18 protein-coding genes are annotated in these 23647 nt (G+C 67.2%); 9 read left to right on the top strand and 9 right to left on the bottom strand.

Annotation, left to right across the window (positions count from 1 at the left end; genetic code table 11):
- Positions 1 to 161: 161 nt before the first annotated feature.
- On the bottom strand, positions 162 to 1085 hold the full coding sequence (gene tal, locus PSEWESI4_RS23140) for a transaldolase (RefSeq protein ID WP_187673593.1): 924 nt from the start codon (positions 1083 to 1085) through the stop codon (positions 162 to 164).
- 55 nt (positions 1086 to 1140) lie between these two features.
- The gene (locus tag PSEWESI4_RS23135) at positions 1141 to 2004 is read right to left on the bottom strand and encodes a LysR family transcriptional regulator (protein WP_187673592.1); all 864 of its coding nucleotides are present in this window, start codon (positions 2002 to 2004) and stop codon (positions 1141 to 1143) included.
- A 96-nt stretch (positions 2005 to 2100) separates the two neighbouring features.
- Here PSEWESI4_RS23135 and PSEWESI4_RS23130 point away from each other — a divergent pair, with 96 nt between their 5' ends.
- Positions 2101 to 2556 carry a nucleoside deaminase gene (locus PSEWESI4_RS23130; protein WP_187673591.1) on the top strand — a complete coding sequence of 152 codons (456 nt, stop codon included), beginning with the start codon at positions 2101 to 2103 and terminating at the stop codon, positions 2554 to 2556.
- Complete coding sequence (locus tag PSEWESI4_RS23125) at positions 2553 to 3758, top strand: CynX/NimT family MFS transporter (RefSeq protein ID WP_187673590.1); 1206 nt, start codon at positions 2553 to 2555, stop codon at positions 3756 to 3758. The genes PSEWESI4_RS23130 and PSEWESI4_RS23125 overlap by 4 nt, the downstream gene beginning before the upstream one ends.
- A 232-nt stretch (positions 3759 to 3990) precedes the next feature.
- Here the strand turns inward: PSEWESI4_RS23125 and PSEWESI4_RS23120 are convergent, their stop codons facing one another.
- The 4 genes from PSEWESI4_RS23120 to PSEWESI4_RS23105 form a co-directional block, all read right to left on the bottom strand.
- Entirely contained in the window at positions 3991 to 5400 is a 1410-nt protein-coding gene (locus tag PSEWESI4_RS23120; protein ID WP_187673634.1) for an efflux transporter outer membrane subunit, read from the bottom strand.
- A 38-nt stretch (positions 5401 to 5438) separates the two neighbouring features.
- Entirely contained in the window at positions 5439 to 8609 is a 3171-nt protein-coding gene (locus tag PSEWESI4_RS23115) for an efflux RND transporter permease subunit (RefSeq protein WP_187673589.1), read from the bottom strand.
- A 152-nt stretch (positions 8610 to 8761) separates the two neighbouring features.
- Entirely contained in the window at positions 8762 to 9994 is a 1233-nt protein-coding gene (gene mexE, locus PSEWESI4_RS23110) for a multidrug efflux RND transporter periplasmic adaptor subunit MexE (RefSeq protein ID WP_187673588.1), read from the bottom strand.
- A gap of 235 nt (positions 9995 to 10229) precedes the next feature.
- Positions 10230 to 11144, bottom strand: coding sequence for a LysR family transcriptional regulator (locus tag PSEWESI4_RS23105; RefSeq protein ID WP_235979001.1), 915 nt, complete (start codon positions 11142 to 11144; stop codon positions 10230 to 10232).
- 239 nt (positions 11145 to 11383) lie between these two features.
- Between PSEWESI4_RS23105 and PSEWESI4_RS23100 the strand changes: the two genes are divergently transcribed.
- Entirely contained in the window at positions 11384 to 12397 is a 1014-nt protein-coding gene (locus tag PSEWESI4_RS23100; RefSeq protein WP_187673587.1) for a zinc-dependent alcohol dehydrogenase family protein, read from the top strand.
- A gap of 225 nt (positions 12398 to 12622) precedes the next feature.
- On the opposite strand, the gene dusA is transcribed toward PSEWESI4_RS23100, so the two are convergent.
- Positions 12623 to 13621, bottom strand: a complete 999-nt coding sequence (gene dusA / locus PSEWESI4_RS23095; RefSeq protein ID WP_187673586.1) for a tRNA dihydrouridine(20/20a) synthase DusA — start codon at positions 13619 to 13621, stop codon at positions 12623 to 12625.
- Positions 13622 to 13864: 243 nt separating this feature from the next.
- On the opposite strand from dusA, the gene PSEWESI4_RS23090 reads away from it, so the two are divergent.
- The 5 genes from PSEWESI4_RS23090 to PSEWESI4_RS23070 all read left to right on the top strand — a co-directional run bounded on the left by PSEWESI4_RS23090 (position 13865) and on the right by PSEWESI4_RS23070 (position 18083).
- Entirely contained in the window at positions 13865 to 14218 is a 354-nt protein-coding gene (locus PSEWESI4_RS23090; protein WP_187673585.1) for a PilZ domain-containing protein, read from the top strand.
- A gap of 178 nt (positions 14219 to 14396) precedes the next feature.
- Complete coding sequence (locus PSEWESI4_RS25590; protein WP_187673584.1) at positions 14397 to 16334, top strand: HAMP domain-containing methyl-accepting chemotaxis protein; 1938 nt, start codon at positions 14397 to 14399, stop codon at positions 16332 to 16334.
- 200 nt (positions 16335 to 16534) lie between these two features.
- Complete coding sequence (locus PSEWESI4_RS23080; RefSeq protein ID WP_187673583.1) at positions 16535 to 16948, top strand: group II truncated hemoglobin; 414 nt, start codon at positions 16535 to 16537, stop codon at positions 16946 to 16948.
- Positions 16949 to 17049: 101 nt separating this feature from the next.
- A complete protein-coding gene (locus PSEWESI4_RS23075) occupies positions 17050 to 17646 on the top strand; it encodes a nucleotidyltransferase domain-containing protein (protein WP_187673582.1) in 597 nt (198 codons plus the stop codon).
- Complete coding sequence (locus PSEWESI4_RS23070; RefSeq protein WP_187673581.1) at positions 17643 to 18083, top strand: DNA-binding protein; 441 nt, start codon at positions 17643 to 17645, stop codon at positions 18081 to 18083. The genes PSEWESI4_RS23075 and PSEWESI4_RS23070 overlap by 4 nt, the downstream gene beginning before the upstream one ends.
- Positions 18084 to 18122: 39 nt before the next feature.
- Here the strand turns inward: PSEWESI4_RS23070 and PSEWESI4_RS23065 are convergent, their stop codons facing one another.
- Positions 18123 to 19466 carry an alginate export family protein gene (locus PSEWESI4_RS23065; RefSeq protein WP_235979000.1) on the bottom strand — a complete coding sequence of 448 codons (1344 nt, stop codon included), beginning with the start codon at positions 19464 to 19466 and terminating at the stop codon, positions 18123 to 18125.
- Between the two features lie 73 nt (positions 19467 to 19539).
- Positions 19540 to 21033 (bottom strand): aldehyde dehydrogenase family protein, encoded by a 1494-nt coding sequence (locus tag PSEWESI4_RS23060; protein ID WP_187673580.1) that lies wholly within the window; start codon positions 21031 to 21033, stop codon positions 19540 to 19542.
- 332 nt (positions 21034 to 21365) lie between these two features.
- On the opposite strand from PSEWESI4_RS23060, the gene ccsA reads away from it, so the two are divergent.
- Positions 21366 to 23516 (top strand): cytochrome c biogenesis protein CcsA, encoded by a 2151-nt coding sequence (gene ccsA, locus PSEWESI4_RS23055; protein ID WP_235978999.1) that lies wholly within the window; start codon positions 21366 to 21368, stop codon positions 23514 to 23516.
- The last annotated feature ends 131 nt before the right edge of the window (positions 23517 to 23647 follow it).

The following is a 23647-nucleotide window of genomic DNA, read 5'->3' as shown; positions in this document are numbered from 1 at the left end:
TTTTCTGGGCTCCCGCGTGCGCGGGAGCGACGAGGTGGCCCGTAGGATGGGTTGAGCGAAGCGATACCCATCGGACTTCGCTCCCAGGCTGTGCGCTCCGCTCCCCAAGGGGGCAGCCAGACACTGTTCTTGCCCCCCGATAAAGGTGCGCACGGCGCACCCTACGCCTTGGCCAGCAGGGCCTCCAGCTTCTCCTGGTCGCGTGCGAACAGGCGGATGCCTTCGGCGAGCTTCTCGGTGGCCATGGCGTCTTCGTTCAGGCTCCAGCGGAAACCCGCTTCGTCGAGCGCCAGGCGTGCTTCGCCGGCCTTGCCGGGGGCCAGTTTGCGTTCCAGGGGACTCGCATCGTCGGCCAGTTGCTGCAGTAGCTCGGGGCTGATGGTCAGGCGGTCGCAGCCGGCCAGTTGCTCGATCTGGCCGAGGTTGCGGAAGCTCGCGCCCATCACCACGGTTGGGTAGCCATTGGCCTTGTAGTAGTCGTAGATGCGCGTCACCGACTTCACGCCGGGGTCTTCGGCGCCGGCGAAATCGCGGCCCTCGGCCTTCTTGTACCAGTCGTAGATGCGGCCGACGAAGGGCGAGATGAGGAACACCCCGGCGTCGGCGCAGGCGGCGGCCTGGGCGAAGGAGAACAGCAGGGTCAGGTTGGTCTGGATGCCGGCCTTTTCCAGTTGCTCGGCGGCGCGGATGCCTTCCCAGGTGGCGGCGATCTTGATCAGCACCCGTTCGCGGCCGATGCCGGCCTGTTCGTAGAGGCCGATCAGGCGTTCGGCGCGTTGCAGGGTGGCCTGGGTATCGAACGACAGGCGCGCATCGACTTCGGTGGAGATGCGTCCGGGAATGACCTTGAGGATTTCCTGGCCGACGGCCACGCCGAAGCGGTCGCAGGCCAGGCCGAGATCGCCATTGCTGCCGGCCACGGCATCCTGCAGGAGCTGCGCGTAGCGCGGCAGGGCGGCGGCCTTGAGCAGCAGCGAAGGGTTGGTGGTGGCGTCGACCGGCTTGAGGCGGGCGATGGCGTCGATGTCGCCGGTGTCGGCGACCACGGTGGTGATGGCTTTCAGTTGGTCCAGCTTGGAGGTCATGGCGGTGGCCTTGTCGTGGCGAATGGTTCGACCTTACCCGAGCCGCGTCGGCGTCTCAACGGGCGTCGGTGACCGCCATCTGACCGCACAGGTGCTGCAACTGTTCGCACAGGCTGCGTCCGGCGCTGCCGAGTTCGGCGCGGGCGTAGAGCGCCAGTTCCAGGCCGCCGATCGGCGGGAAACCATCATCGGCCGTCAACACCCGGTGCGTGGCCTGCCGGCAGCGTTCCGGCAGCAGGCTGACGCCCATGCCGGAGGCGACCGCCGCCGCGAGGCTGGCCAGGCTGGCGCTGCAATAGCTGATCCGCCAGCGCCGGCCGGTGCCTTCCAGAGCATGGATCATTTCCTGGCGGTACAGGGCGCCGAGCGGGAACACCACCAGCGGCAACGGCTCGCGTCCGGCACTGGGCTGCGTCGCGCTGTCCAGCCAGTGCAGCGGTTCCGGCCAGCGCGCCAGGCAGTCGCTGTCGGCGCCCCATTGCTTGACCAGCAACAGGTCCAGCTCGCCGTTGCGGTACTGGCGCAGCAGTTCGTGGCTGAGACCGCTGGACACCTCCAGGCGCAGGCGCGGGCGCTGCGCGCTGAAGGCGGCGAGCAGCGGCATCATGCGTTCGCCGGCGAAGTCCTCGGGCATGCCCAGGCGCAGGGCGCCCTCGCTGTGCTCCGTGTCCAGGGCCTGCCGGGCTTCCTCGCCCAGTTGCAGGATGCGCCGGGCATAGCCGAGCAGCCGTTCGCCTTCCTCGGTGGGCAGGACCTGGCGCTGGTTGCGATCGAGCAGGCGGCATCCCAGGGCCTGTTCCAGTCGCAGGACCTGCTGGCTGACGGTGGACTGGGTGAGGTGCAGGTGCTCGGCGGCGCGGGTGAAGTTGCCGACATCCACCACCATGACGAAGCTGCGCAACAGGACTGGATCGAGCATTCGGATTCCCACTGGTTTGCATTCCATCATTTAATTTCACCATACAAATCCGTCTCGACATACTTCCGGCAAGTCGGGACAAGAGCCGGAGGCCCCATGCAACACGAAGATTTCATGCGCGAAGCCGTCGCCCTGGCCCGCGCCAATGTCGAGGCGGGAGGCCGGCCGTTCGGCGCGGTGCTGGTCCGCGATGGGCAGGTCATCGCCCGCGCGGCGAACGAAATCCACCTCGACCAGGACCCCACCGGCCACGCCGAGCTTCTGGCCATCCGCCGGGCCAGCAGGGCGCTCGGCAGCCCGCGCCTGGACGGCTGCGTGATCTACGCCAGCGGCCATCCTTGCCCGATGTGCCTGGCGGCCATGCACCTGTGCGGGGTGAGTGCGGTCTATTTCGCCTATTCCAACGAGGACGGCGAGGCTTTCGGCCTGTCGACCGCGCCGGTCTACGCGCAGATGGCGCTCCCGCCCCGGGAGCAGGCGCTGCCGATGAGGCCGCTGCGGCCGCGGGGCGAAGAGGGCCTGTACGACCTCTGGCGGCAGCGCCGGGCATGAGTCTCGAACTGTCCCGCAACCACGCGGAGGAGCAAGCCCGGGCCGGTTGGCTGGGGCTGCTGGTGATCGTCGCGCTGGGTATCAACCTGCGGCCGATCCTGACGTCGATCGGCCCGCTGCTGGCGGAGATTCGCGAGGCCACCGGCCTGGGCTTCCAGGGCGCTTCGCTGCTCACCGTGTTGCCGGTGCTGTGCATGGGGCTGTTCGCCCTGGCGCTGCCCTGGATCGGCCCGAGGCTGGGCGAAGGGCGGGGGATGGCCTTCGGCTTGCTGGCCATCGCCGCCGCCTGCCTGTGGCGCCTGTTGCTGGACAGCGGCGTAGCGCTGGTGCTCAGCGCGGTGTTGGCCGGCAGCGGGGTGGCGATCATCCAGGCGCTGGTGCCGGGGGTGATCAAGCGCTGGTTCCCGCACAAGGTCCCGGCGGCGATGGGCTTGTACTCGGCGGCGCTGATGGCCGGTGGTGGCTGCGCGGCGGTGCTGGCGCCGATGGTCGCCGAGCATTCCGGGCACTGGCAGGATGGTCTCGGCATCTGGCTGCTGCCGGCGCTGCTCGGCTTGTCGCTGTGGGGCCTGGCCCGGCCTCGGGAGGCGGGTGCGCTGGCCCGCGCGCAGTCGGGCGGGCATTTCTTCGCCAGCCGGCGGGCCTGGCTGCTGGCGGTGTATTTCGGCCTGATCAACGGTGGCTACACGAGCATGGTCGCCTGGCTGCCGGTGTCCTACCGCCAGCTCGGCTGGAGCGCCCAGGCGAGCGGCGAGCTGATCGGCCTGATGACCATCTTCCAGGTGCTCGCCGCGCTGAGCATGCCGATGCTCATCCGACGCTCCGCGGACCGCCGGCCCTGGCTCTGCCTGGTCCTGCTGATCCAGCTCGCGGGTTTCGCCGGACTGCTGCTGGCACCGCTGCACCTGCCGGGGCTGTGGGTGGCGCTGATCGGCTATGGCCTGGGCGCCTGCTTCGCCCTGAGCCTGACGCTGACCCTCGACCACCTTTCCGACCCCGGCGCGGCGGGCCGCCTGGCGGCCTTCGTGCAGGGGATCGGCTTCATCATCACCGGGATCATCCCTTACCTGACCGGCTGGCTGCGCGATGTCACCGGCGATTTCCAGGTGTCCTGGGTGTTGCTGGCGGTGTTCGTGGTCGCGATGCTGGGCGTGACCCTGCGCTTCGCGCCAAGCGGCTACGCCAGGGCGATGGAAAGCTAGGGCGCACCGTTTGCCTGGCGATGTGTGCGGCGTTCCGCCGGGAATGATGGATGTCGCTCCAGGGGGGACTCATCGACTCCCGGGGCGATGGGTTTCACCCATCCTACGAAGCTTATCGGTGCGCGCGGAGCACGTAGGATGGGTGCAACCCATCGATTGCGTGTCGAATCGCGGGCATAAAAAAGCCCGTGGCGGGAGCACAATGACCACGGGCAAGGCGGAGCGGATAGGGTCAGGCCGAGGGCTGGGCGCTCCAGCCACCGCCGAGGGCCTTGTAGATGGCGACGATGCCGCGATACAGCTCGACTTCGGCCTGCGCCTGGGCGTCCTCGGCGGCCAGGCGTTCGCGTTCGGCGTCGAGCAGGACGAGGAAGTCCACCGTGCCTTCGCGGTAGCGGATCGCCGCCTGTTCGGCCGCGGCACGGCTGGCCTCGCTCTGGCGCAGCAGCGAGAGCAGCCGTTGCTGGCGCTTGCCGTAGTCGCTGAAGGCATTCTCCGATTCTTCCAGGGCCAGCAGCACCTGCTGTTCGTACTCGGCCAGCACGCCGTCGGCTTCTGCTTCGGCGCCGCGCAGGCGGGCGCGCACGCTGCCCAGGTCGAACGCCGCCCAGGTGATGCTCGGCGCCACGCCCCAGGCGCGCGCGGCGGAGGAGCCCAGTTGCGAGCCGCGCCCGGCGGTGAAGCCGAGGAAGCCGGAGAGGCTGACGCGCGGGAACAGGTCGGCGGTGGCTACTCCGACGTTGGCGGTTGCCGACGCCAGCCGGCGTTCGGCCGCGCGGATGTCCGGGCGACGGCGCAGCAGTTCGCCGGGATCGCCGATCGGCAGGGCCTTGGCGATGGCCGGCAGCGGGCGCGGGGCGAGATCGGCGTCGAGCTGTTCCGGACGCTGGCCGAGCAGGGTGGCGATGCGGTTGCGGGCGCGCACTTCCTCGGCCTGCAGTTGCGGCAGGCTGGCTTCGGTGGCCGCCAGGCGTGCCTCGGCGCGCAGCACGTCGAGTTCGCTGCCGACCCCGGCGTCGCGCAGGCGTTCGGTGAGGTCGCGGGACTCGCTCTGGTTCTCCAGGTTGCTGCGGGCGATGCCTTCGCGCAGTTGTGCGCCGCGCAGGCTGCCGTAGGCGTCCACCAGTTCGGCGATCAGGCTGACCTGCAACTGCTGCAACTCGGCCTCGGCGGCACCGATGTCGGCGTCGCTGGCTTCGATCTGCCGCTGGATGCGACCGAACAGGTCGAGCTCCCAGGCCATGTCGAGGCCGAGGTCGTAGCGCTCGCTGTTGACCCGGCTCTCGGTGAGGCCGGGCTGCTGGCCCTTGCCGATCTCGGCGCTGACCCCGCTGGTGACCACGGGCAACTGGTCGTTGGCCACGTCGTCGCGGATCGCCCTGGCGGCGCGCAGGCGGGCGAAGGCCACGCGCAGTTCGCGGTTGCCCTGCAGGGCCTGGTCGACCAGGCGGTTCAGGGTCGGATCGTCGAACTGCTGCCACCACAGGGCTTCGAAGCGCGCGCGGTCGTACTTGCCGTCGTCGGCGCTGGCCACGCGGGCCTGCCCGGTCTCGGGCGCCCGGTAGTCCGGGCCGACGGCGCAGGCGCTGATGGCCAGGGCCAGTGCGCCGATGGTGAGGGCGCGCAGCGCCCGGGTCGGCATTCCCACGCGGGAGCGCGGGAACGATCCAGTCATGGCACTCATGCGTGTACCTCGGTCGATTGGGCCTTGCGGGCTTCGCGGTTCGCCACGAAGCCACGGAGCAGTACGTAGAACACTGGGGTCAGCAGCAGGCCGAAGAAGGTCACCCCGATCATCCCGCTGAACACCGCGACGCCCATGGCATGGCGCATTTCCGCACCGGCGCCGGAAGAGAGGACCAGCGGCACCACGCCCATGATGAAGGCGATGGATGTCATCAGGATCGGCCGCAAGCGCAGGCGGCAGGCTTCCAGCACGGCGTCCCAGGCGTTCAGGCCTTCCTCTTCCTTGTCCTTGGCGAACTCGACGATGAGGATGGCGTTCTTGCACGCCAGGCCCACCAGTACGATCAGGCCGATCTGGGTGAAGATGTTGTTGTCGCTGCCGGCGAGGATCACCCCGGCGATGGCCGACAGCAGGGTCATCGGCACGATCAGGATCACCGCCAGCGGCAGGCTCCAGCTCTCGTACAGCGCGGACAGCACCAGGAAGGCGAGCAGCACGCAGAGCGGGAAGATGTAGATCGCGGAGTTGCCGGCGAGGATCTGCTGGTAGGTCAGCTCGGTCCATTCGTAGCTCATGCCGTTGGGCAGTTCTTCCTTCAGCAGCCGCTCCATCGCCGCCTCGGCCTGGCCGGAGCTGTAGCCCGGCGCCGCGGCGCCGTTGATCTCGGCGGTGATGAAGCCGTTGTAGTGCATCACCCGGTCGGGGCCGGCGCTGTCGCTGACCTTGATGAAGGTCGACAGCGGGACCATCTCGCCACGGTTGTTGCGCACCTTGAGCTGGCCGATCTGCTCCGGGTCGAGACGAAACTGCTGCTCGGCCTGGACGTTGACCTGGTAGGTGCGGCCGAAGCGGTTGAAGTCGTTCGCGTACAGCGAGCCGAGGTAGACCTGCAGGGTGTCGAAGATGTCGCTGATCGCCACGCCGTGGGTCTTGGCCTTCTCGCGGTCGATGTCGGCGTCGATCTGCGGCACGTTGACCTGGTAGCTGGTGAACAGCCCGGCCAGCTCGGGCACGTCCTGGCTCTTGGCGATGATGTTCTGCACTTCCTCGTACAGCGCCTCGTAACCCAGCCCGCCACGGTCCTGGACCTGCACGCGGAAGCCGCCGATGGTACCCAGGCCCATGACCGGGGGCGGCGGGAAGATCGCAATGTAGGCGTCCTGGATGTCGGCGAACTGCGCGTTGAGGTCGGCGGCGATGGCGTTGGCGCTCATCGACGCGTCCTTGCGCTGGTCGAAGGGCTTCAGCGGGGTGAACACGATGCCGCTGTTCGGGCTGTTGGTGAAGCCGTTGATCGACAGGCCGGGGAAGGCCACGGTGTTCTCCACGCCCGGGTGCTTGGCGGCGATTTCCGACATGCGCTTGATGACGTCCTCGGTACGGTCGAGGGTTGCGGCATCGGGCAACTGGGCGAAGGCCACCAGGTACTGCTTGTCCTGCTGCGGCACGAAGCCGGTCGGCGTGGTCGACAGGCCCATCCAGGTCAGGCCGAGCAGGCCGCCGTAGATGACCAGGGCGATGCCGCTCTTGCGCAGCACCTGGCGCACGGTGCCGACGTAGCGGTTGCCGGCGCGCTCGAACATGCGGTTGAAGGGGCCGAACAGCCAGCCGCCGAACAGTTTGTCGAGCAGCAGCGAGAAGCGGTCCTTGGGCGCGTCATGGCTCTTGAGCAGCAGCGCGGCGAGAGCCGGCGACAGGGTCAGCGAGTTGAACGCGGAGATCACCGTGGAAATGGCGACGGTCAACGCGAACTGCTGGTAGAACTGCCCGCTGAGACCGGAGATGAAGGCGGTCGGCACGAACACCGCGCAGAGCACCAGGGCGATGGCGATGATCGGCCCGGTGACTTCCCTCATCGCCTGGCGGGCGGCCTCCACCGGTGGCTGGCCGAGGGCGATGTGGCGCTCGACGTTCTCCACCACGACGATGGCGTCGTCCACCACGATGCCGATGGCCAGCACTAGGCCGAACAGCGACAGCGCGTTGAGCGAGAAGCCGAACAGGTGCATGACCGCGAAGGTGCCGATCAGCGACACCGGCACGGCGGCCAGCGGGATGATCGAGGCGCGCCAGGTCTGCAGGAACAGGATCACCACCAGCACCACCAGCACGATGGCTTCGAGCAGGGTGTGCACCACCGCCTCGATGGAGCCGCGCACGAAGATGGTCGGGTCGTAGACGATCTCGTAGTCCACGCCCTGCGGGAACTCCTGCTTCAGCTCGGCCATCTTCTCCCGCACCAGGTTGGAGATTTCGATGGCGTTGGAGCCGGGGCGCTGGAAGATCGGGATGGCCACCGCCGGCTGGTTGTTGAGCAGCGAGCGCAGCGCGTACTGGTTGGAGCCCAGTTCGATGCGGGCGATGTCCTTCAGACGGGTGATCTCGCCGTCTTCGCCGGCGCGGATGATGATGTTCTCGAACTCTTCCTCGTTGACCAGGCGGCCCTGGGTGTTGATCGACAACTGGAAGCTGGTGTCGCCCGGCGCCGGTGGCGCGCCCAGGGCACCAGCGGCGACCTGGCGGTTCTGTTCGCGAATGGCGTTGACCACGTCGGTGGCGGTGAGGTTGCGCGAGGCCACCTTGTTCGGGTCGAGCCACACGCGCAGCGAGTAGTCGCCCATGCCGAACAGTTGCACGTCGCCGACGCCGTCCAGCCGCGCCAGCTCGTCCTTGACGTTGAGCACGGCGTAGTTGGACAGGTAGAGCATGTCGTAACGGTTATCCGGCGAGGTCAGGTGCACGACCATGGTCAGGTCGGGCGAAGCCTTGTCGACGGTGATGCCCAGGCGCGTCACTTCCTCCGGCAGCTTGGGCTCGGTGCGGGTGACGCGGTTCTGCACCTGCACCTGGGCGTTGTCCAGGTCGGTGCCGAGGGCGAAGGTGATGGTCAGGGTCATCTTGCCGTCGGCGGTGGACTGCGACGACATGTAGAGCATGCCCTCCACGCCGACGATGGCCTGCTCCAGCGGCGAGGCGACGGTTTCGCCGATCACCTTGGGGTTGGCGCCGGGGAAGTTGGCGCGCACCACCACGGTTGGCGGCACCACTTCCGGGTATTCGCTGATCGGCAACTGGAACAGCGAGATGGCTCCGCCGATCAGGACCAGCAGCGACAACACCGCAGCGAAGATCGGCCGCTGGATGAAGTATTGGGAGAAGTTCATCGTCTGAATCCTTTTTCAAGGCGTAAAAGCTGCTTGTTCATTGGGTTCCCGCGTTCGCGGGAATGACAATGTTCGTGGGTGTCATCCCCGCGAACGCGGGGACCCAGAAAACGCTTCACTGGACTCCCGCGTTCGCGGGAGCGACGGCCAGGCTATCCGCGCGGGCCCTTGTCGGCGGCCTGCTGGGCCACCCGTGGCGGCGGGTTGCTGGCGCTCACCGCTTCGCGTTTCTGCGCCAGGCTGGCAAGGGTCTTGGCGTCGGCCATCGGCACGTCCTCGGGGGTCACCTGCATGCCGGGGCGGGCGCGTTGCAGACCGTTGACCACGATCTTCTCGCCCTCGGCCAGGCCGCTGCGGACGATGCGCAGGCCTTCCAGCCTCGGGCCCAGCTCGATGGCGCGGTAGGCCACGGTGCCGTCGTCGGCGAGGGTCAGCACGAACTTCTTGCCGAGGTCGGTGCCGACCGCCGAGTCCTTGATCAGCGCGGCGTTGTAGGTGGCGCTGCCGACCAGCCGCAGACGGGCGTAGAGGCCAGGAGTGAAGCGGCCGTCGCTGTTGTCGAACACGGCGCGGCCGCGGATGGTGCCGGTGCGCGGATCGACCTGGTTGTCGACGAAGTCCATGCGGCCCTGGTGCGGGAAGCCTTCTTCGTTGGACAGGCCGAGGTAGACCGGGGTGGCGTCGCCACGGCTGCCGTTGCGCGACAGTTCCGAGTACTTGAGGAACACGCGCTCGTCGGCGTCGAAGTAGGCGTACACCTTGTCGGTGGAGACCAGGCTGGTCAGGCGGGTTTCGCCGGCGTTGACCAGGTTGCCGGTGGTCACGTCGGCGCGGCTGACGCGGCCGTCGATCGGCGCGGTGACGCGGGTGAAGCTGAGGTTCAGGCGGGCGTTGTCCAGTTCCGCCTGGGTCGCCGCGACTTCCGCGCGGGCTTGCAGGGCGGCGCTGGTGCGGGCGTCGGCGAGCTCGGCGGAGATCGCGTTGCTGGCCCGCAGGCGATCGCCACGGCGGGCTTCGCTTTCGGTGCGGGTGAGGTTGGCGCGGGCCTGTTGCAGTTGGGCTTCCAGACGCTTGACCTCGGCCTCGAACGGGCGCGGGTCGATCTGGAACAGCAGGTCGCCTTTCTTCACCAGCGCGCCTTCGGTGAAGGCGACCTGGTCGATGTAGCCGGAAACCCGTGGGCGGACCACCACCGACTCCGGAGCCTCCAGGCGCCCGGTGAGTTCGTCCCATTCGTTGATCGGTTGCTGGATCACCTCGGCGACGCTGACTTTCGGCGCCGGGGCCGCCGCGCTGTCCGCGTCCGGTGCGCGGCCGCAAGCGGCGAGCACCAGTAGCGAAAGCGCGGCGAGGGGGAAGCGCAAGGCCTTGATTGACTGTTCCATGTGGGACTCCGCCAGACGGTTTTTCGAATGGGCGAAGTCTGCGGTGCGGGTTTGCCGAGAACGAATCGAACAGGGCGAAGTTGATTATCGATATGAATGATGGAAGGAGGGGTTTTATCGATAGAGGCGAATGGAAGAGCCGATAAAAGCGCTGGAGGCTGGACGAAAAAGCCAGAGACGTAGGATGGGTGACAACCCATCACAACCGGCGTGGGGCGATGGGTTGTCACCCATCCTACAGGCTGTCCGGGTCGGAGAAGAACATCTGGATCCGCGAGCGCAGCCAGCGTTCGGCGGGGTCGTTGTCGTGGGCGCCGCGCCAGGCCATGTGCAGCTCGAAGGACGGCGTATCCAGCGGCAGCTCCTCGGCGCGCAGGCCGCCGGCGGCGGTGAGGGCGGCGGCGGTGTAGTCCGGCACGGTGGCGACGATGTCGGTGCCGGACAGCAGGCTGCCCAGGCCGTTGAACTGCGGCACGGCGAGCACCACCTTGCGTTCGCGGCCGTGCTTGGCCAGTTCCTCGTCGATGAAGCCGCCGAGGTCGCCGGCGAAGGACACCAGCGCATGGGGCCGCGCGCAGTAGTCGTCGAGGCTCAGCGCGCCGGGGATCGAATCGGCGCGCAGCAGCCTGGGCTTGCTGCGGCGCAGCACCTTGCGCTTGGCGTTGGCCGGCAATTCCTCGGTATAGGTGACGCCCACGGAGATCTCCCCGGAGGCCAGCAGCGCCGGGGTCAGCAGGTAGTTGATCCGGCGCACCACCAGCACCACGCCCGGCGCTTCGGCGCGGATGCGCTTGAGCAGGGCCGGCAGCAGGGCGAACTCGACGTCGTCGGACAGGCCGATGCGGAATACCGCGTTGCTGGTCGCCGGGTCGAAGTCGGCGGCGCGGCTGATGGCGGTGGAGATCGAGTCCAGCGCCGGCGAAAGCAGGGCGAAGATTTCCTGGGCGCGCGCCGAGGGCTCCATGCTGCGTCCGGTGCGCACGAACAGCGGGTCGTCGAACAGGGTGCGCAGGCGGGCGAGGGCGGCGCTGATCGCCGGCTGGCCGAGGAACAGCTTTTCCGCCGCGCGGGTGACGCTGCGCTCGTGCATCAGCGTTTCGAAGACGATCAGCAGGTTGAGATCGACGCGGCGCAGATCGTTACGGTTCATGGACATTCCCTGGCTATCAGGCGAATTAAACTGACGGCGACCACCGTCGCCGTCAAGTCGGTGGAGGTTCCGGACACGACAAAAATGGAGGTTCGTCCGGCTTTCCAGCCTCCAGCGCTTTCGATCGAGCTTCTACGGCATCATCCCCGTTCATGTGTACTATCGATGACAACGGGTAGTCTAAAGACCAAAGCCCCGATAAAGTCCGTGGCCATTAGAGATCACAGGCGAGGTTCGTGATGTCCCGCATGATTCGCTTTCACCAATTTGGTCCTGCCGAAGTCCTCAAGGTCGAACAGGTCGATGTCCCTCAGCCCGGCCCGGGCGAGGTACTGGTGCGCGCCGAAGCCATTGGCGTGAGCTGGATAGACGTGCTCTGGCGGCAGAATCTTTCCACCTGCCAGACCCACCTGCCCGCCGGTCTCGGCTATGAAGTGGCCGGCGAAGTGCTGGCGGTCGGCTCCGATGTGACCGGCCTGGCGGTCGGCGACAAGGTCGCCAGCTTCATCGCCCACAGCATCAACGACTACCCCGCCTATGGTGAGCAGGTGCTGCTGCCGCAGGGTTCGCTGACCCGTTACCCCGAGCAGCTCGATGCCCGGCAGGCCGCGGTGCACTACACGGCCCTGCTGACCGCCTGGTTCGCCTACGTCGACCTGGCCCGTGCGCAACCCGGCGAGAGCGTGCTGCTCACCGACGCCGCGCACTGCAACGGCCCGGCCATGCTGCAGCTCGGCAAGGCGCTCGGCCTGAAGGTGATCGCCGCCACCAAGGACGCCGAAGACCGCGACGACCTGGTCGCCCTCGGCGCCGACAAGGTGATCGTCACCGAGGAGGAAGACCTGGTCGGGCGTATCGCCAAGATCACCGACGGACGGGGCGTGGACATCATCCTCGACGGCCTCGGTGGCCCGCAGATGTGCCTGCTCGGCGACGTGCTCGCCCCGCGCGGCCGGCTGGTGCTCTATGCGCTGCAGGGCGGCAACAACACGCCGTTCCCGGCCTGCGCGGCGTTCCAGAAGAACATCCAGTTCTTCGTCCACTGCCTGGGCAACTTCACCGGCAAGCCGGACCTGGGCATTCCCCAGGACCGCGAGGCCCTGGAGCGCGCGCTGAACGCGATCAACCAACTGACCCGCGACGGCCTGCTGAAGACCGAGATCGGCAAGGTCTTCCCGCTGGACAAGGTGGTCGAGGCGCACCGCTACATGGAAGGCTGCCCGAAGGACGGGCGAGTGGTGCTGGTACCGTGATGGATCGGTCGGCCCGATGATGGGTCGGACCGACCGGCACCCTACGAGAGCTGCCGTAGGATGGGTGCAACCCATCGATTCCGGCGGTGATGGGTTACACCCATCCTACGAAAACGGCGCGGTGTCACCGACGGTGGAAAGGTAGGGTGCGCCGGCGCACCCTACGAGAGCTGCCGTAGGATGGGTGCAACCCATCGATTCCAGTGGTGATGGGTTACCCCCATCCTACCGGCCCTGCAACAGCTCGATCGCCTGGTCGAGCAGCGCCAGCGGTTCCTTGGTCTTGTGGATGTCCACCGACAGCAACTGGCGGAAGCGCCGCGCGCCGGGGAAGCCCTGGGCCAGGCCGAGCACGTGGCGGGTGACGTGGTGCATGGCGCCACCTTCGGCCAGGTGCCTTTCTATATAAGGACGCAACGCCAGCAGCGCCTCGCTGCGGCCGACCTGCGGCGTGTCGCGGTCGAACAGCTCGCGATCCACCTGCGCCAGCAGGTAGGGGTTGTGGTAGGCCTCGCGGCCGAGCATCACACCGTCGAAGGTGCGCAGGTGCTCCCGGCATTCCTCGATAGTCTTGATCCCGCCGTTCAGCACGATCTCCAGATCGGGGAAATCGTGCTTGAGCTGCGCCGCCACGTCGTAGCGCAGCGGCGGAATCTCGCGGTTCTCCTTCGGCGACAGGCCCTCTAGGATGGCGATCCGCGCATGCACGGTGAAACTCCGGCAACCCGCTTCGCGCACCTGGCCGACGAAGTCGCACAGCTCGGCATAGCTGTCGCGGCCGTTGATGCCGATGCGGTGCTTGACCGTCACCGGGATCGCCACCGCGTCCAGCATTGCCTTCACGCACTCGGCCACCAGCGCCGGATGGCCCATCAGGCAGGCGCCGATCATGTTGTTCTGCACCCGGTCGCTGGGGCAGCCGACGTTCAGGTTCACCTCGTCGTACCCGGCCTGTTCGGCCAGCCTCGCACAGGCCGCCAGCTCCTCGGGACTGCTGCCGCCCAGTTGCAGGGCCAGCGGATGCTCGCTGTCGTCGTGGCGCAGGAAGCGCGCGGCGTCGCCGTGCAGCAGGGCGCCGGTGGTGACCATCTCGGTGTAGAGCAGCGTTTCCCTGGACAGCAGGCGCAGGAAGAAACGGCAATGCCGGTCTGTCCAGTCCATCATCGGTGCCACGGAAAAGCGGCGGGACAGGGCGGGGCGGGCGGTGGTGTGTTCTGGGGGCATCGGCGTGGTTCTATGGACAGCGGTGCAACGGCGCGCTGGCGGCGCAAAGGGCGCCTAGTCTAGCAAGAAAGGCCGTGCGGAGTGCTCCCGGCCGGCTGGTCGAGGCCGTTCGCGTCCATGGAGGGCGGTTTTGATGCTTTTTGAGATTGAATGATGTGCGCCACGCGTACCATTGGCCGCTCGTGTCCACTGGTCTTCGGTGGGCGAAAACAGGATTCTTTTCCGCGAAAAGCCAAAGCCGCCATGCGACAGCACAACCGCATCGTTTTCCGCTCGATCTTCCGTATCCGCGTGAGGGATCGCCGCAACGACCAGTTGGTCGGTTACGTGGGCGATCTGTCCGAGCATGGCCTGAAGCTGCTCGGCGATACGCTGGTCGAGGTCGGCAGCCAGTTGCAGTTGAGCCTGCGCATGCGCGACAGGGAAGGACAGATGCGCCAGGCGGACGTCGACGTGGTTTGCCTGTGGTCACGGGAAAATACCCAGACCGGTCATTTCGAAGCGGGGCTGAGGCTGGAGCGGCCGTCGGTGCCGTTCAGCGACCTGGTGCGCGACCTGCGCGCCAAGCGCGAGGCGCGGGAAGAAAGCTCTTCTTGAGGGGACGCGCCGGGGAGTGGGGCACCCGTCCTGGGCGGGTTCGATCCCTTCAGTTAATTTCCGACTTCAGTAATCGGAAAAGCTGCCGACTATAGCCAGCGAGTAACGTCTGGCTTCAAGAAAAACAAACTCCCAGCGTCCCGAAAATCAAATAGCGATAGTTTGCTGGAGAATTTTTATGCGCGAATGGTTTGGCAACCTGAAGATGTCGAAGAAGCTGAGCCTGGGATTCGGACTGATTCTGGTACTGACCTGCCTCCTTGCGATCCTCAGTTGGAAAAGCATCGGCCTGCTGGTACAGCGCAGCAACTGGATGACCGGGATCACCCAGCTCAACGACTCCCTGACCAAGCTGCGCATCGTCAGGTTGCAGTACATGGTGGCGCAGGGTGACGAGCGCATCGCGGAAAACACCCAGGTAGCCCTGGATGCCTACCGGAAGCTGCACCAGGAGGCCCTGGCCAGCTACAAGAACCCGATCAACGTGCGGATGCTGGAGCAGCAGGCCGAGCAGATCGCGTTGTACCAGACCTCCCTGAACAACATGCGCGCCGGCTACAAGGCCGCGCTCGCGGCCCGCGAGCGGATGACGGCGGAGGCCGACCGCACGGTGGCGATCCTCATCGAGCTGGAGGACGCGGTGAAGGCCCTGCCGGACTACGACGAGCGTCGTTTCGACCAGTACCAGGCCGTCGCCCGGACCCTGGATGGCGTGCGTGAAACGCGCCATGCGACCCTCGCCTACGTGTCCACCGATGTCACCGACGGCCGTGGCGCCGAAGTCGCCAAGCCGGCGCTCGAGCGCTTCGCGGTGAGCGACCGCGAGGTGGCGGAGCTGGCCAGCTTCCTGTCGCCGGGGTACGGGGACCGCCTGGCCGCCCTGGGCGAGGCGCTGAAGGCCTACGAGGCGGCCTTCGGCGAGCGCCGCAAGGCCGACGACGCCATCGCTCTCGCCCGCAAGGAAATGACCGAGCAGGGCCAGAAGATCGTCAAGCTCAGCGAGGACCTGTACAACTTCCAGTTGGAACGCCGCGACATCGAGAGCGCCGAGGCCAGGACCTGGCAACTGGTCGGTACGCTGCTGGCCCTGCTGCTGGGCGTCATCGCCGCCTGGCTGATCACCCGGCAGATCACCCGTCCGTTGCAGGACACCCTGGCGATCGTCGAGCGGGTGGCTGCCGGCGACCTCACCCATGTCGGGGTGGTCGACCGTAGCGACGAGATCGGCGCCTTGCAGAAGGGCGTGCAACGCATGACCGCGACCTTGCAGGAGCTGATCGGCGGCATTCGCGACAGCGTCGCGCAGATCGCCAGCGCCGCCGAGGAGCTGTCCGCGGTCACCGAGCAGACCAGTGCCGGCGTCAACAGCCAGAAGGACGAGACCGACCAGGTCGCCACGGCCATGCACGAGATGTCCGCTACCGTCCATGAAGTCGCCCGCAATGCGGAACAGGCCGCGCAGGCGGCCTCGCGGGCGGACGACGAAGCCTCCCAGGGCGACAAGGTGGTCGGCGAGGCCATCGCGCACATCGAGCACGTGGCCGCGGAAGTACAGCGTTCGGCCGAGGCCATGACCCTGCTGCAACAGGAAAGCGACAGGATCGGCAGCGTCATGGACGTGATCAAGTCCGTGGCCGACCAGACCAACCTGCTGGCCCTCAACGCGGCCATCGAGGCGGCCCGCGCCGGCGAGGCGGGACGCGGCTTCGCGGTGGTCGCCGACGAAGTGCGCAGCCTGGCGCAGCGCACGCAGCAGTCGACGGAAGAGATCGAGGCGCTGATCGTCGGCCTGCAACAGGGCACGCAGCAGGTCGCGGAGATCATGAACAACAGCCGCAGCCTGACCGAGAACAGCGTGACCCTGAGCCGCAGGGCAGGGGAGGCGCTGGGCAACATCACCCAGACCGTCGGCAACATCCAGTCGATGAACCACCAGATCGCCGCGGCGGCCGAGCAGCAGAGCTCCGTTGCCGAGGAGATCAGCCGCAGCGTCCAGAACGTCCGCGACGTCGCCGAGCAGACCGCCGCGGCCAGCGAAGAGACTGCCGCCTCCAGCATCGAGCTGGCGCGCCTGGGGCAGCATCTGCAGACGCTGGTGAGTCATTTCAGGGTTTGATGGTTGTAGGGGGCGTTGTGTCTTGCAACCCTCTCCCCCGGCCCCTCTCCCATGAATGGGAGAGGGGTGACTGTGGATGAAAGCCTGGAGTATCGGCAAACGCAGGAGTGCTCTCTCCTATCTATGGGGGCACGCCTAGTGGAGAGGGCTGGGGAGAGGGTGCCTGCGGTACAATCCCGCTTTTCCCCCGGAGAACCCCCATGACATTCGGCGTCGGCGACGCTTCCTACCAGGCCGTAGGCGGAATCGAAGGCATCCGCCGCCTGGTCGACGACTTCTACCGGATCATGGACGAATCCCCCGAGGCGGCCGACCTGCGTCGCCTGCACCCGGAAAGCCTCGACCAGTCCCGCGACAAGCTGGCCTGCTTCCTCAGCGGTTGGCTGGGTGGCCCGCGCCTGTTCAGCGAGAAATACGGCCCCATCGCGATCCCCAGTTTCCATGCCCAATGGCCGGTCGACGAATCCCTCAGCGCGGCCTGGCTCGGTTGCATGGAGCAGGCTATCGCCCGGCAGGACTATTCGCCGGAGTTCGCCGAATACCTGCTGGCGCAACTGCGGGTGCCGGCGCAGCGGATCGTGCAGGCGAGTCGCAACCGCCACGGTGGCGCCTGAATTCCCCGTGTACTGAATGTGAGTCGCCCGCTTCAAAGCTTTAAAAGTGTTGCTTTATAGGCTACAAATGTTGCTTTTAAAGCAACGATTGGAAGGTCGCCATGTCATTGGCCTCTCTACTGTTCACGGATTACCGCCGCAAGGTACTGGGCCTGCTGCTTCTGCATCCGGAGTCCCGTTATCACCTGCGTGAGATCGCGCGGCTCACCGGCACCCAGCCGGGTACGCTGACCCGGGAGCTGAGCAGGCTGGCCGAGGCCGGGTTGCTGGTAAAGGAACGAGTCGGCAACCAGTTGTTGTACGCGGCCAACCGAAACTGTCCGATCTTCCCGGAACTGGCCAGCATCCTGCGCAAGACCAGCGGTCTGGCCGAGGTCCTGGCCGAGGCGCTGTTGCCGATGGCGGAGCGCATCGACGCGGCATTCGTGTTCGGCTCCATGGCCAGCGGTACGGCCCGGGCCGAAAGCGATATCGACCTGATGGTGATAGGTGATGCCGGCTTTGCCGAAGTGGTTGGCGCCTTGTATCCATTGCAGGAGAGGCTGGGACGGGAGATCAACCCAAAGGTCTATGGGCGTGGCGAGTGGCGGAAGCTGTTGGAGGAAAAAGGCGCGTTCGCCCGGGATATCCTGGGTAAGCCGCGCCTGTTCGTGGTGGGCAATGAGGACGATCTGCAACTGTCAGGAGGACAGGGATGACATTGGAAAATCTGTTGGGCAAGACCTTGGAGGCCGTGGCAACGGACGCGGCCAATATCCAGCGGTTGCTGGATGCGGCACGGCGAAGCCTGGCCGATGCCCGTCTGCCGGGAATCAGCAGCGAAGGGCGTTTCGACATGGCTTACAAAGCCATCATGCAGGTGGCCAATGCGGCGTTGCAGGCCAATGGCTACCGCACACTGACCAGCAAGCCTGGCCACCACCAGACCATGATCCAGTCGCTGCCGCGCACCATCGGCCTGGACATGCCGACGATGGTGCTGCTCGACTCACTGCGTAAGCAGCGCAATGTCATCGACTATTCCGGTGACCAGGTCAGCGACTCCATGGCCGCCGAGGCGGTTGGGCAGGCGCAGAGGTTGCTGGAGCAGGTCACGGACTGGTTGCGGGAAAACAGAGCGGATCTGCTGCCGTGATTTTATCTGGAGCCGGGGGCCGAGAGGCCCCCATCGGGACTAGAAAAACGTCCCCACCAACAATTGCAGGTAGGTATTGGTGCTGTCCCCACCCAACTGCAAGCCACTCCGTTCGGCGCTGCGGTCGGGCTGGTAGAAGCCGATCAGCGGGCTGATCAGCAGGTGGTCGTTGACCATCCATTCCACGTAGAAGTCCAGTTCGCGGCCGCCGAGGTTGCCGCGGTCGGTGTCCAGGGTGTCGAAGTCGAAGTACAGCGCGCCCAGGGCCAGGTTTTCCCGTGGCGTGGCCTTGAGGCCGATGTGGTGGACCTTGCTGTTGCTGTTGAAGGGGCCGGAGTAGTTGGCCGCCACCTCGCCCTGGAACCAGGTGCCGTAGCCGCGGCTGAAGCCGTAGAACAGCGGGTCGAAGGCTTCCGAGAAGCGGCTGTAGCGGTAGGTGGCGGTCGGTGCCCAGGCCACGTCGGCGAAGGTCCAGGAGCCTTCCAGGTACCAGGCGTTCTCGCGGCCGCTGTCCTTGTCCTGGGTGACGTATTCGCCGGCCAGGTTGAGGTTTTCCACGCCGAGGCTGCCGCTGCCGCGCAGGCTGACGGTGTCCATGCCGTCGCGCTCCTCCAGGCCCATGATCTCGGCGAAGCGCTGGTTGACGTCCAGGCCGCGAATCCAGGTGAGGCCCAGGGTGCCGGGCTCGGCCACGTGTTCGAGGGTGGCGATGGCCAGTTCGGTCTCGGCTTGCGCGCGGTTGTCCGATTTCAGCCAGATGAGGTCGCCGCGCCAGCCTTCGCTGCCGCCCAGGCGCAGCGCGGCGGTCTGGTCGAAGGCCTTGCGCGCGGCCAGGTAGTAGGCGCCGCCACGGTCGAAGTCGGCGCCGAGGTCGACGTCGCCGAAGTTCACCGGGTCGCCCTGGACCAGGAAGCCGTCGCCCACGACGATCATCTGCCGGCCGCCGGAGATGTCCACGCCGTCCTCGCCCAGCCAGGGGAACAGGCCGCCCGAACGCCAGCCGAGGTAGGCGTCTTCCACGTCGGTGCGGCGTTCGCTGCCTTCGGTGATCCCGGCGGCGTCGCCGTCGCCCCAGGTGCCCGAGCTGACCAGGTTGAAGGCGCCGTAGAGGGTGCCGTTGCCGCCCAGGCCCTGGCTGCCGCTCAGGCCGTACTTGATGTAGCCCTCGCGCCAACTGGAGCTGCCCTTGTCGCGGTTGCCCATCAGGGCGTAGTTCTCGCCGCTGCGGATTGCCGCGAAGAGGGCTTCGAGGTCGGCGTTGAGGATGGTCTCGCCTTCGTTGTACAGCTCATGGGCCTGGGCCGGCGCGCCTTCCAGGGCGCAGCCGATGGCCAGGGCGAGGAGGAGGGGGGGACAGAATCGATCACGGACACTGTGTTTCATGGGCTTGCTCCTGGTTGTTTTTCTTATTGATGGGCGGACAGCCGACCGCTGCCGTCCGCCCGGACCTGCAGCCTCAGAGGCTGATCAGCACCGACTTCAGCTCGGTGTAGTGCTCGATGGCCGCCGCGCCCATCTCGCGGCCGACGCCGGACAGCTTGTAGCCGCCGAATGGCAGGCACGGGTCCAGGGCGCTGTGGCAGTTGACCCAGACCGAACCGGACTTGATGCGCGGGATCAGCCGGTGCACCGCCGAGAGGTCGTTGGACCAGATGCTGGCGCCCAGGCCGTAGGGGTTGTCGTTGGCCAGGCGCACGGCTTCGTCGAGGTCGTCGAAGGGCATGGCCACCAGCACCGGGCCGAAGATTTCCTCCTGCACCAGGCGGTGCTTCTGGTCGACGTCGACGATCACCGTCGGCTTGACGAAGTAGCCGGGGCCGAAGCTTTCGCCGCCGCAGGCGACGGTGGCGCCGAGCTGGCGGCCGAGGTCGATGTAGCCGGTGACCCGCTCCTGCTGCCTGGCGGAGATCAGCGGGCCCATGTCCACGCTCGGGTCGAGGCCGTTGCCCAGTTTCATGCCGTTGGCGATGCCGGCGATGTCGGCGACCACGTTGTCGAAGTGCTTGCGGTGCACGTAGAGGCGCGAGCCGGCGCAGCAGACCTGGCCCTGGTTGAAGAAGATCGCCTGGGCGGCGCCGGCGGCGGCCTGTTGCAGGTCGGCGTCGGCCAGCACGATGGTCGGCGACTTGCCGCCCAGCTCCAGGGTGACGCGGGTCATGTTGTCCATGGCCGCCCTGCCGATCTGCTTGCCCACCTCGGTGGAGCCGGTGAAGGTCAGCTTGTCCACGCCGGGGTGGGCGGTCAGGGCGGTGCCGGCTTGCAGGCCGGTGCCGGTGACCACGTTGAACACGCCGGCCGGGTAGCCGGCTTCGAGTACCAGCTCGGCCAGCTTGAGGGCGCTCAGCGGGGTTTCGTCGGCGGGCTTGAGCACCACGCTGCAACCGGTGGCCAGGGCCGGGCCGAGCTTCCAGCAGGCCAGCAGCAGGGGGAAGTTCCAGGCGACGATGGCGCCGACCACGCCGACCGCCTCGCGGCGCACGTAGGCGTGGAACTGGCCGTCCGGCATCAGCGGCAGCGAGGGCTCCACCGTCAGCCCTTCGACCTTGGTGGCCCAGCCGGCCATGTAGCGCAGGAAGTCGATGGCCAGTTGCACGTCCATCGCCTGCGCCACGGCCGCGCTCTTGCCGTTGTTCAGGCATTCCAGTTCGGCCAGTTGCCGGGCGTCGCGCTCCATCAGGTCGGCCAGGCGCCACAGCAGGTTCTGCCGCTCGCGCGGGCGCATGCGGCTCCAGGGTGAGTCGTCGAAGGCCTGGCGGGCCGCCTGCACGGCGAGCTCGACATCCTCCTTGGCCGCCGCCGGCACTTCGCCGAGGACTTCGCCGGTGGCTGGGTTGCGGATGCTCATGGTGTTGCCGCTGGCGGCATCCAGCCACTGATCGCCGATCAGCATGCGATGCCGGCGGGCGATGAAGTCGCGGGTCTGGGTCAGGATGGGCAGTGCAGCGAGCATGGTTTCAGCCTCTTGTATGGGTGGCGGGAAGCTCTGGGGCAACCGCCATGCCAAACGCCAAGGTGTCCATAACGCCATGAAAGAAAAGGGTTTTTGTCGATCCTGTGAATTTCCCGCAGGCATCCGCTGTTGCACTTTGAGACGGGCTGAGACAGCGGCTGGACAGTGGTTTACGGGCTGTCTCAGGATGGGACGGTCGTCGCGAAATGGGACGCCGGGAGGGCTTCCCGGCATGCCGGGGAAAGCGGCCAAGGGGTTGTCGGCAAAGGCCTTTCGGGGCACTGGCACATAATCTGTAGCGCTCCGTCCAAAAACGTTGCGGAGATCCGACCTTGATAAGGACATGGCTGTTCGATGGCGAGTCGACCCGGGGGCAGGCGATTGCCGGCCTCGTGCTGTCCTGTGGGCTGCTGTGGTTCCTGCCGCAGGCGGGCAATGCGCTGTTGTGGCTTTTCTGCGTCCTGATCCTGCTGGGCGCGCTGCGACCCGCCGCCAGGCTGTCGCTCTGGCGCCTTGCGCTGGGCGGCCTGTATGGCGCGTGCTTGGCGCTCGTGCTGCACCTGGTGGCGGATCATTTCCAGTTGCGCTACGTCTGGCTCTACAGCAGTTCCGCGCTGCCTCTTTATCTCAAGGTGTCCAACCTGTGGGGCGGGGACGAGGGGACGGTGCTGCTGCTGGCCACCTTCTGCCTGGCGACCGCCATGGGCGGGGCTTCGTTGCCGGGCTGGGCGGGACGTGGCGGCGCCCTGGTCGCCGCCTGGTACGTGGCCACCGCCGCCTGGCTCGGCCCCTTCGCGGCGACGCCGGCCGACTGGCTGCAGGCCCAGGACAGCCAGGGCATGAACGCTCACCTGCAGACCTTCTGGATGGCCCTGCACGCGCCGCTGATCCTCGCCGCCTATGCCTGGACCCTGGCGCCCGCCGGCGCGGCGATCGGCGCGCTGGGCAAGGCCTCTCCGAACTACGGCGCCATCGCCCTGGTCCAGTCCCGGCGTTCCTGGCTGGTGCTCACCGCCGGCATCGGCGCCGGCATGGCCTGGGCCCTGGAGGATTTCACCTTCGGCCAGCTCTGGCACTGGGATCCGGTGCAGACCTCCGCCTTCGCCGTCTGGGCGCTGCTCGGCGCGGTGCTGCACGGGGCGCGGCGCTGGCGGGAAGGCCAGCGGCTGTTGCCCGCGCTCAGCCTGATGGCTGCCGCGCTGGTCTGCGTGGCCATGTCGGTGACCCGCAGTGAGGTGCTGGCCAGCTCCCATCGCTACATCGGCACCACGTCCTGGATGAGCCACCTGGCGCTGGCCGCCGTGCTGCTCGGGCTGGGCCTGTGGCAGGCCGGCAAGGCGCTGGGCCGGCGGACCGGCAACATCCTTCGCGGCGGCACCGAGCGCACGCTCGACCTGGCGGTCTACCTGTTCGCCGGCGCCGCGCTGCTGGCCATGGGCGCGCTGCTCAGGGCCCATCTCCACGAGTGGCTGAATGTCGAGAAGACGCCCGAGCTGAAGCCGTTCTTCGAGCTGGCGATGGCCTGGTCCGGGCCTGGCGAACTCGGCGGGTTGTACGAGGCGTTCGCGCAGTGGGATGTGGATGGCTACGTGCTGGGCAAGTGGCTGCTGCCGATCCTCGCGGCGTTCGGGCTGGTGGGCGGCTACACCTTCCTGCGCAGGCTGCTCAGGCAGCGGGTGGTGGTGGCCGTCACGCTCGCGGTGTCGATCCTGGCCGGGCTGGTGGCCTGGCGCGGCGGCTGGCTGACCCGCCAGTACAGCGGCGATGGCGTGCTGTCGCAGAACATCGTCGCCGTCCTGCCCTGGCTGGATGCCGCGCTGCTCGGCGCGGCCTTCCTGCTGGTCGCGTGCCTGGCCTGGGGCGCGGTGAGCGTCTGGCGCACGCGGCGGTTGGGCACCCTGCGGCACACGGGCAGCCTGGCGCTCATCCATGGCGGCGCGGTCGTCGCGCTGGTGGGCGGGCTGGCCGCCACGGCCCTGAACGCCTATCTGCCGATCACGCTGCCGCCTTCCACGGACGATGAGGCGTGGCATTCGGTTTCCGAGCAGTTGCAACTGCGCATCCGGCCCCTGGACAGCGAAGCGGATTTCTCCGGCTACCGGGCCATCGCCCAGGTGGAGCTGCGGGTCGATGGGGAGCTGCTGGCCGGGCAGGCGCTCTTCCAGGACGACCGCCGGTTGCCGCCGGCGTACCAGGGGCCGATGCGCCAGCTCTGCGAGATCCTCGACTACCGCTACGCCCGCCATGTGGGCGATCCCGGCTACATGCTGCATCCGTTCATCGTCCGTGGCTGGTCCCAGGACCTGCAGGTCTGGGTGCCGGCCTCGCCGCGATTGATGGTCGCCGCGGAGGAGGGCGGCGAAGCGGCCGGCGACGAGCAGAGCCTGGTGGTCATCCGCCGCTATCCGTTCGTGTCCCTGCTGTGGATCGGCCTGCTGGCGATGCTGGCCGGCTCGTTGGCGCTACCTGGCCGGGGGAGATAGGGCTATACCCATCGTTACCGGAAGGCCTTTGTCTCAGAGTTAAACAGCTATCGCGAAATTAGACGCGTGGAGGCTCCTCCGAGACTGGTCGAAGTACCGTGAAATTCGTCCAAGTGTTTGTAGGAAAAGGA

The organism is Zestomonas carbonaria (assembly GCF_904061905.1).
GTDB lineage: Bacteria > Pseudomonadota > Gammaproteobacteria > Pseudomonadales > Pseudomonadaceae > Aquipseudomonas > Aquipseudomonas carbonaria.
Note: the sequence above shows the minus strand (reverse complement) of the source record. Positions and strands in the feature narration are given on the sequence as shown.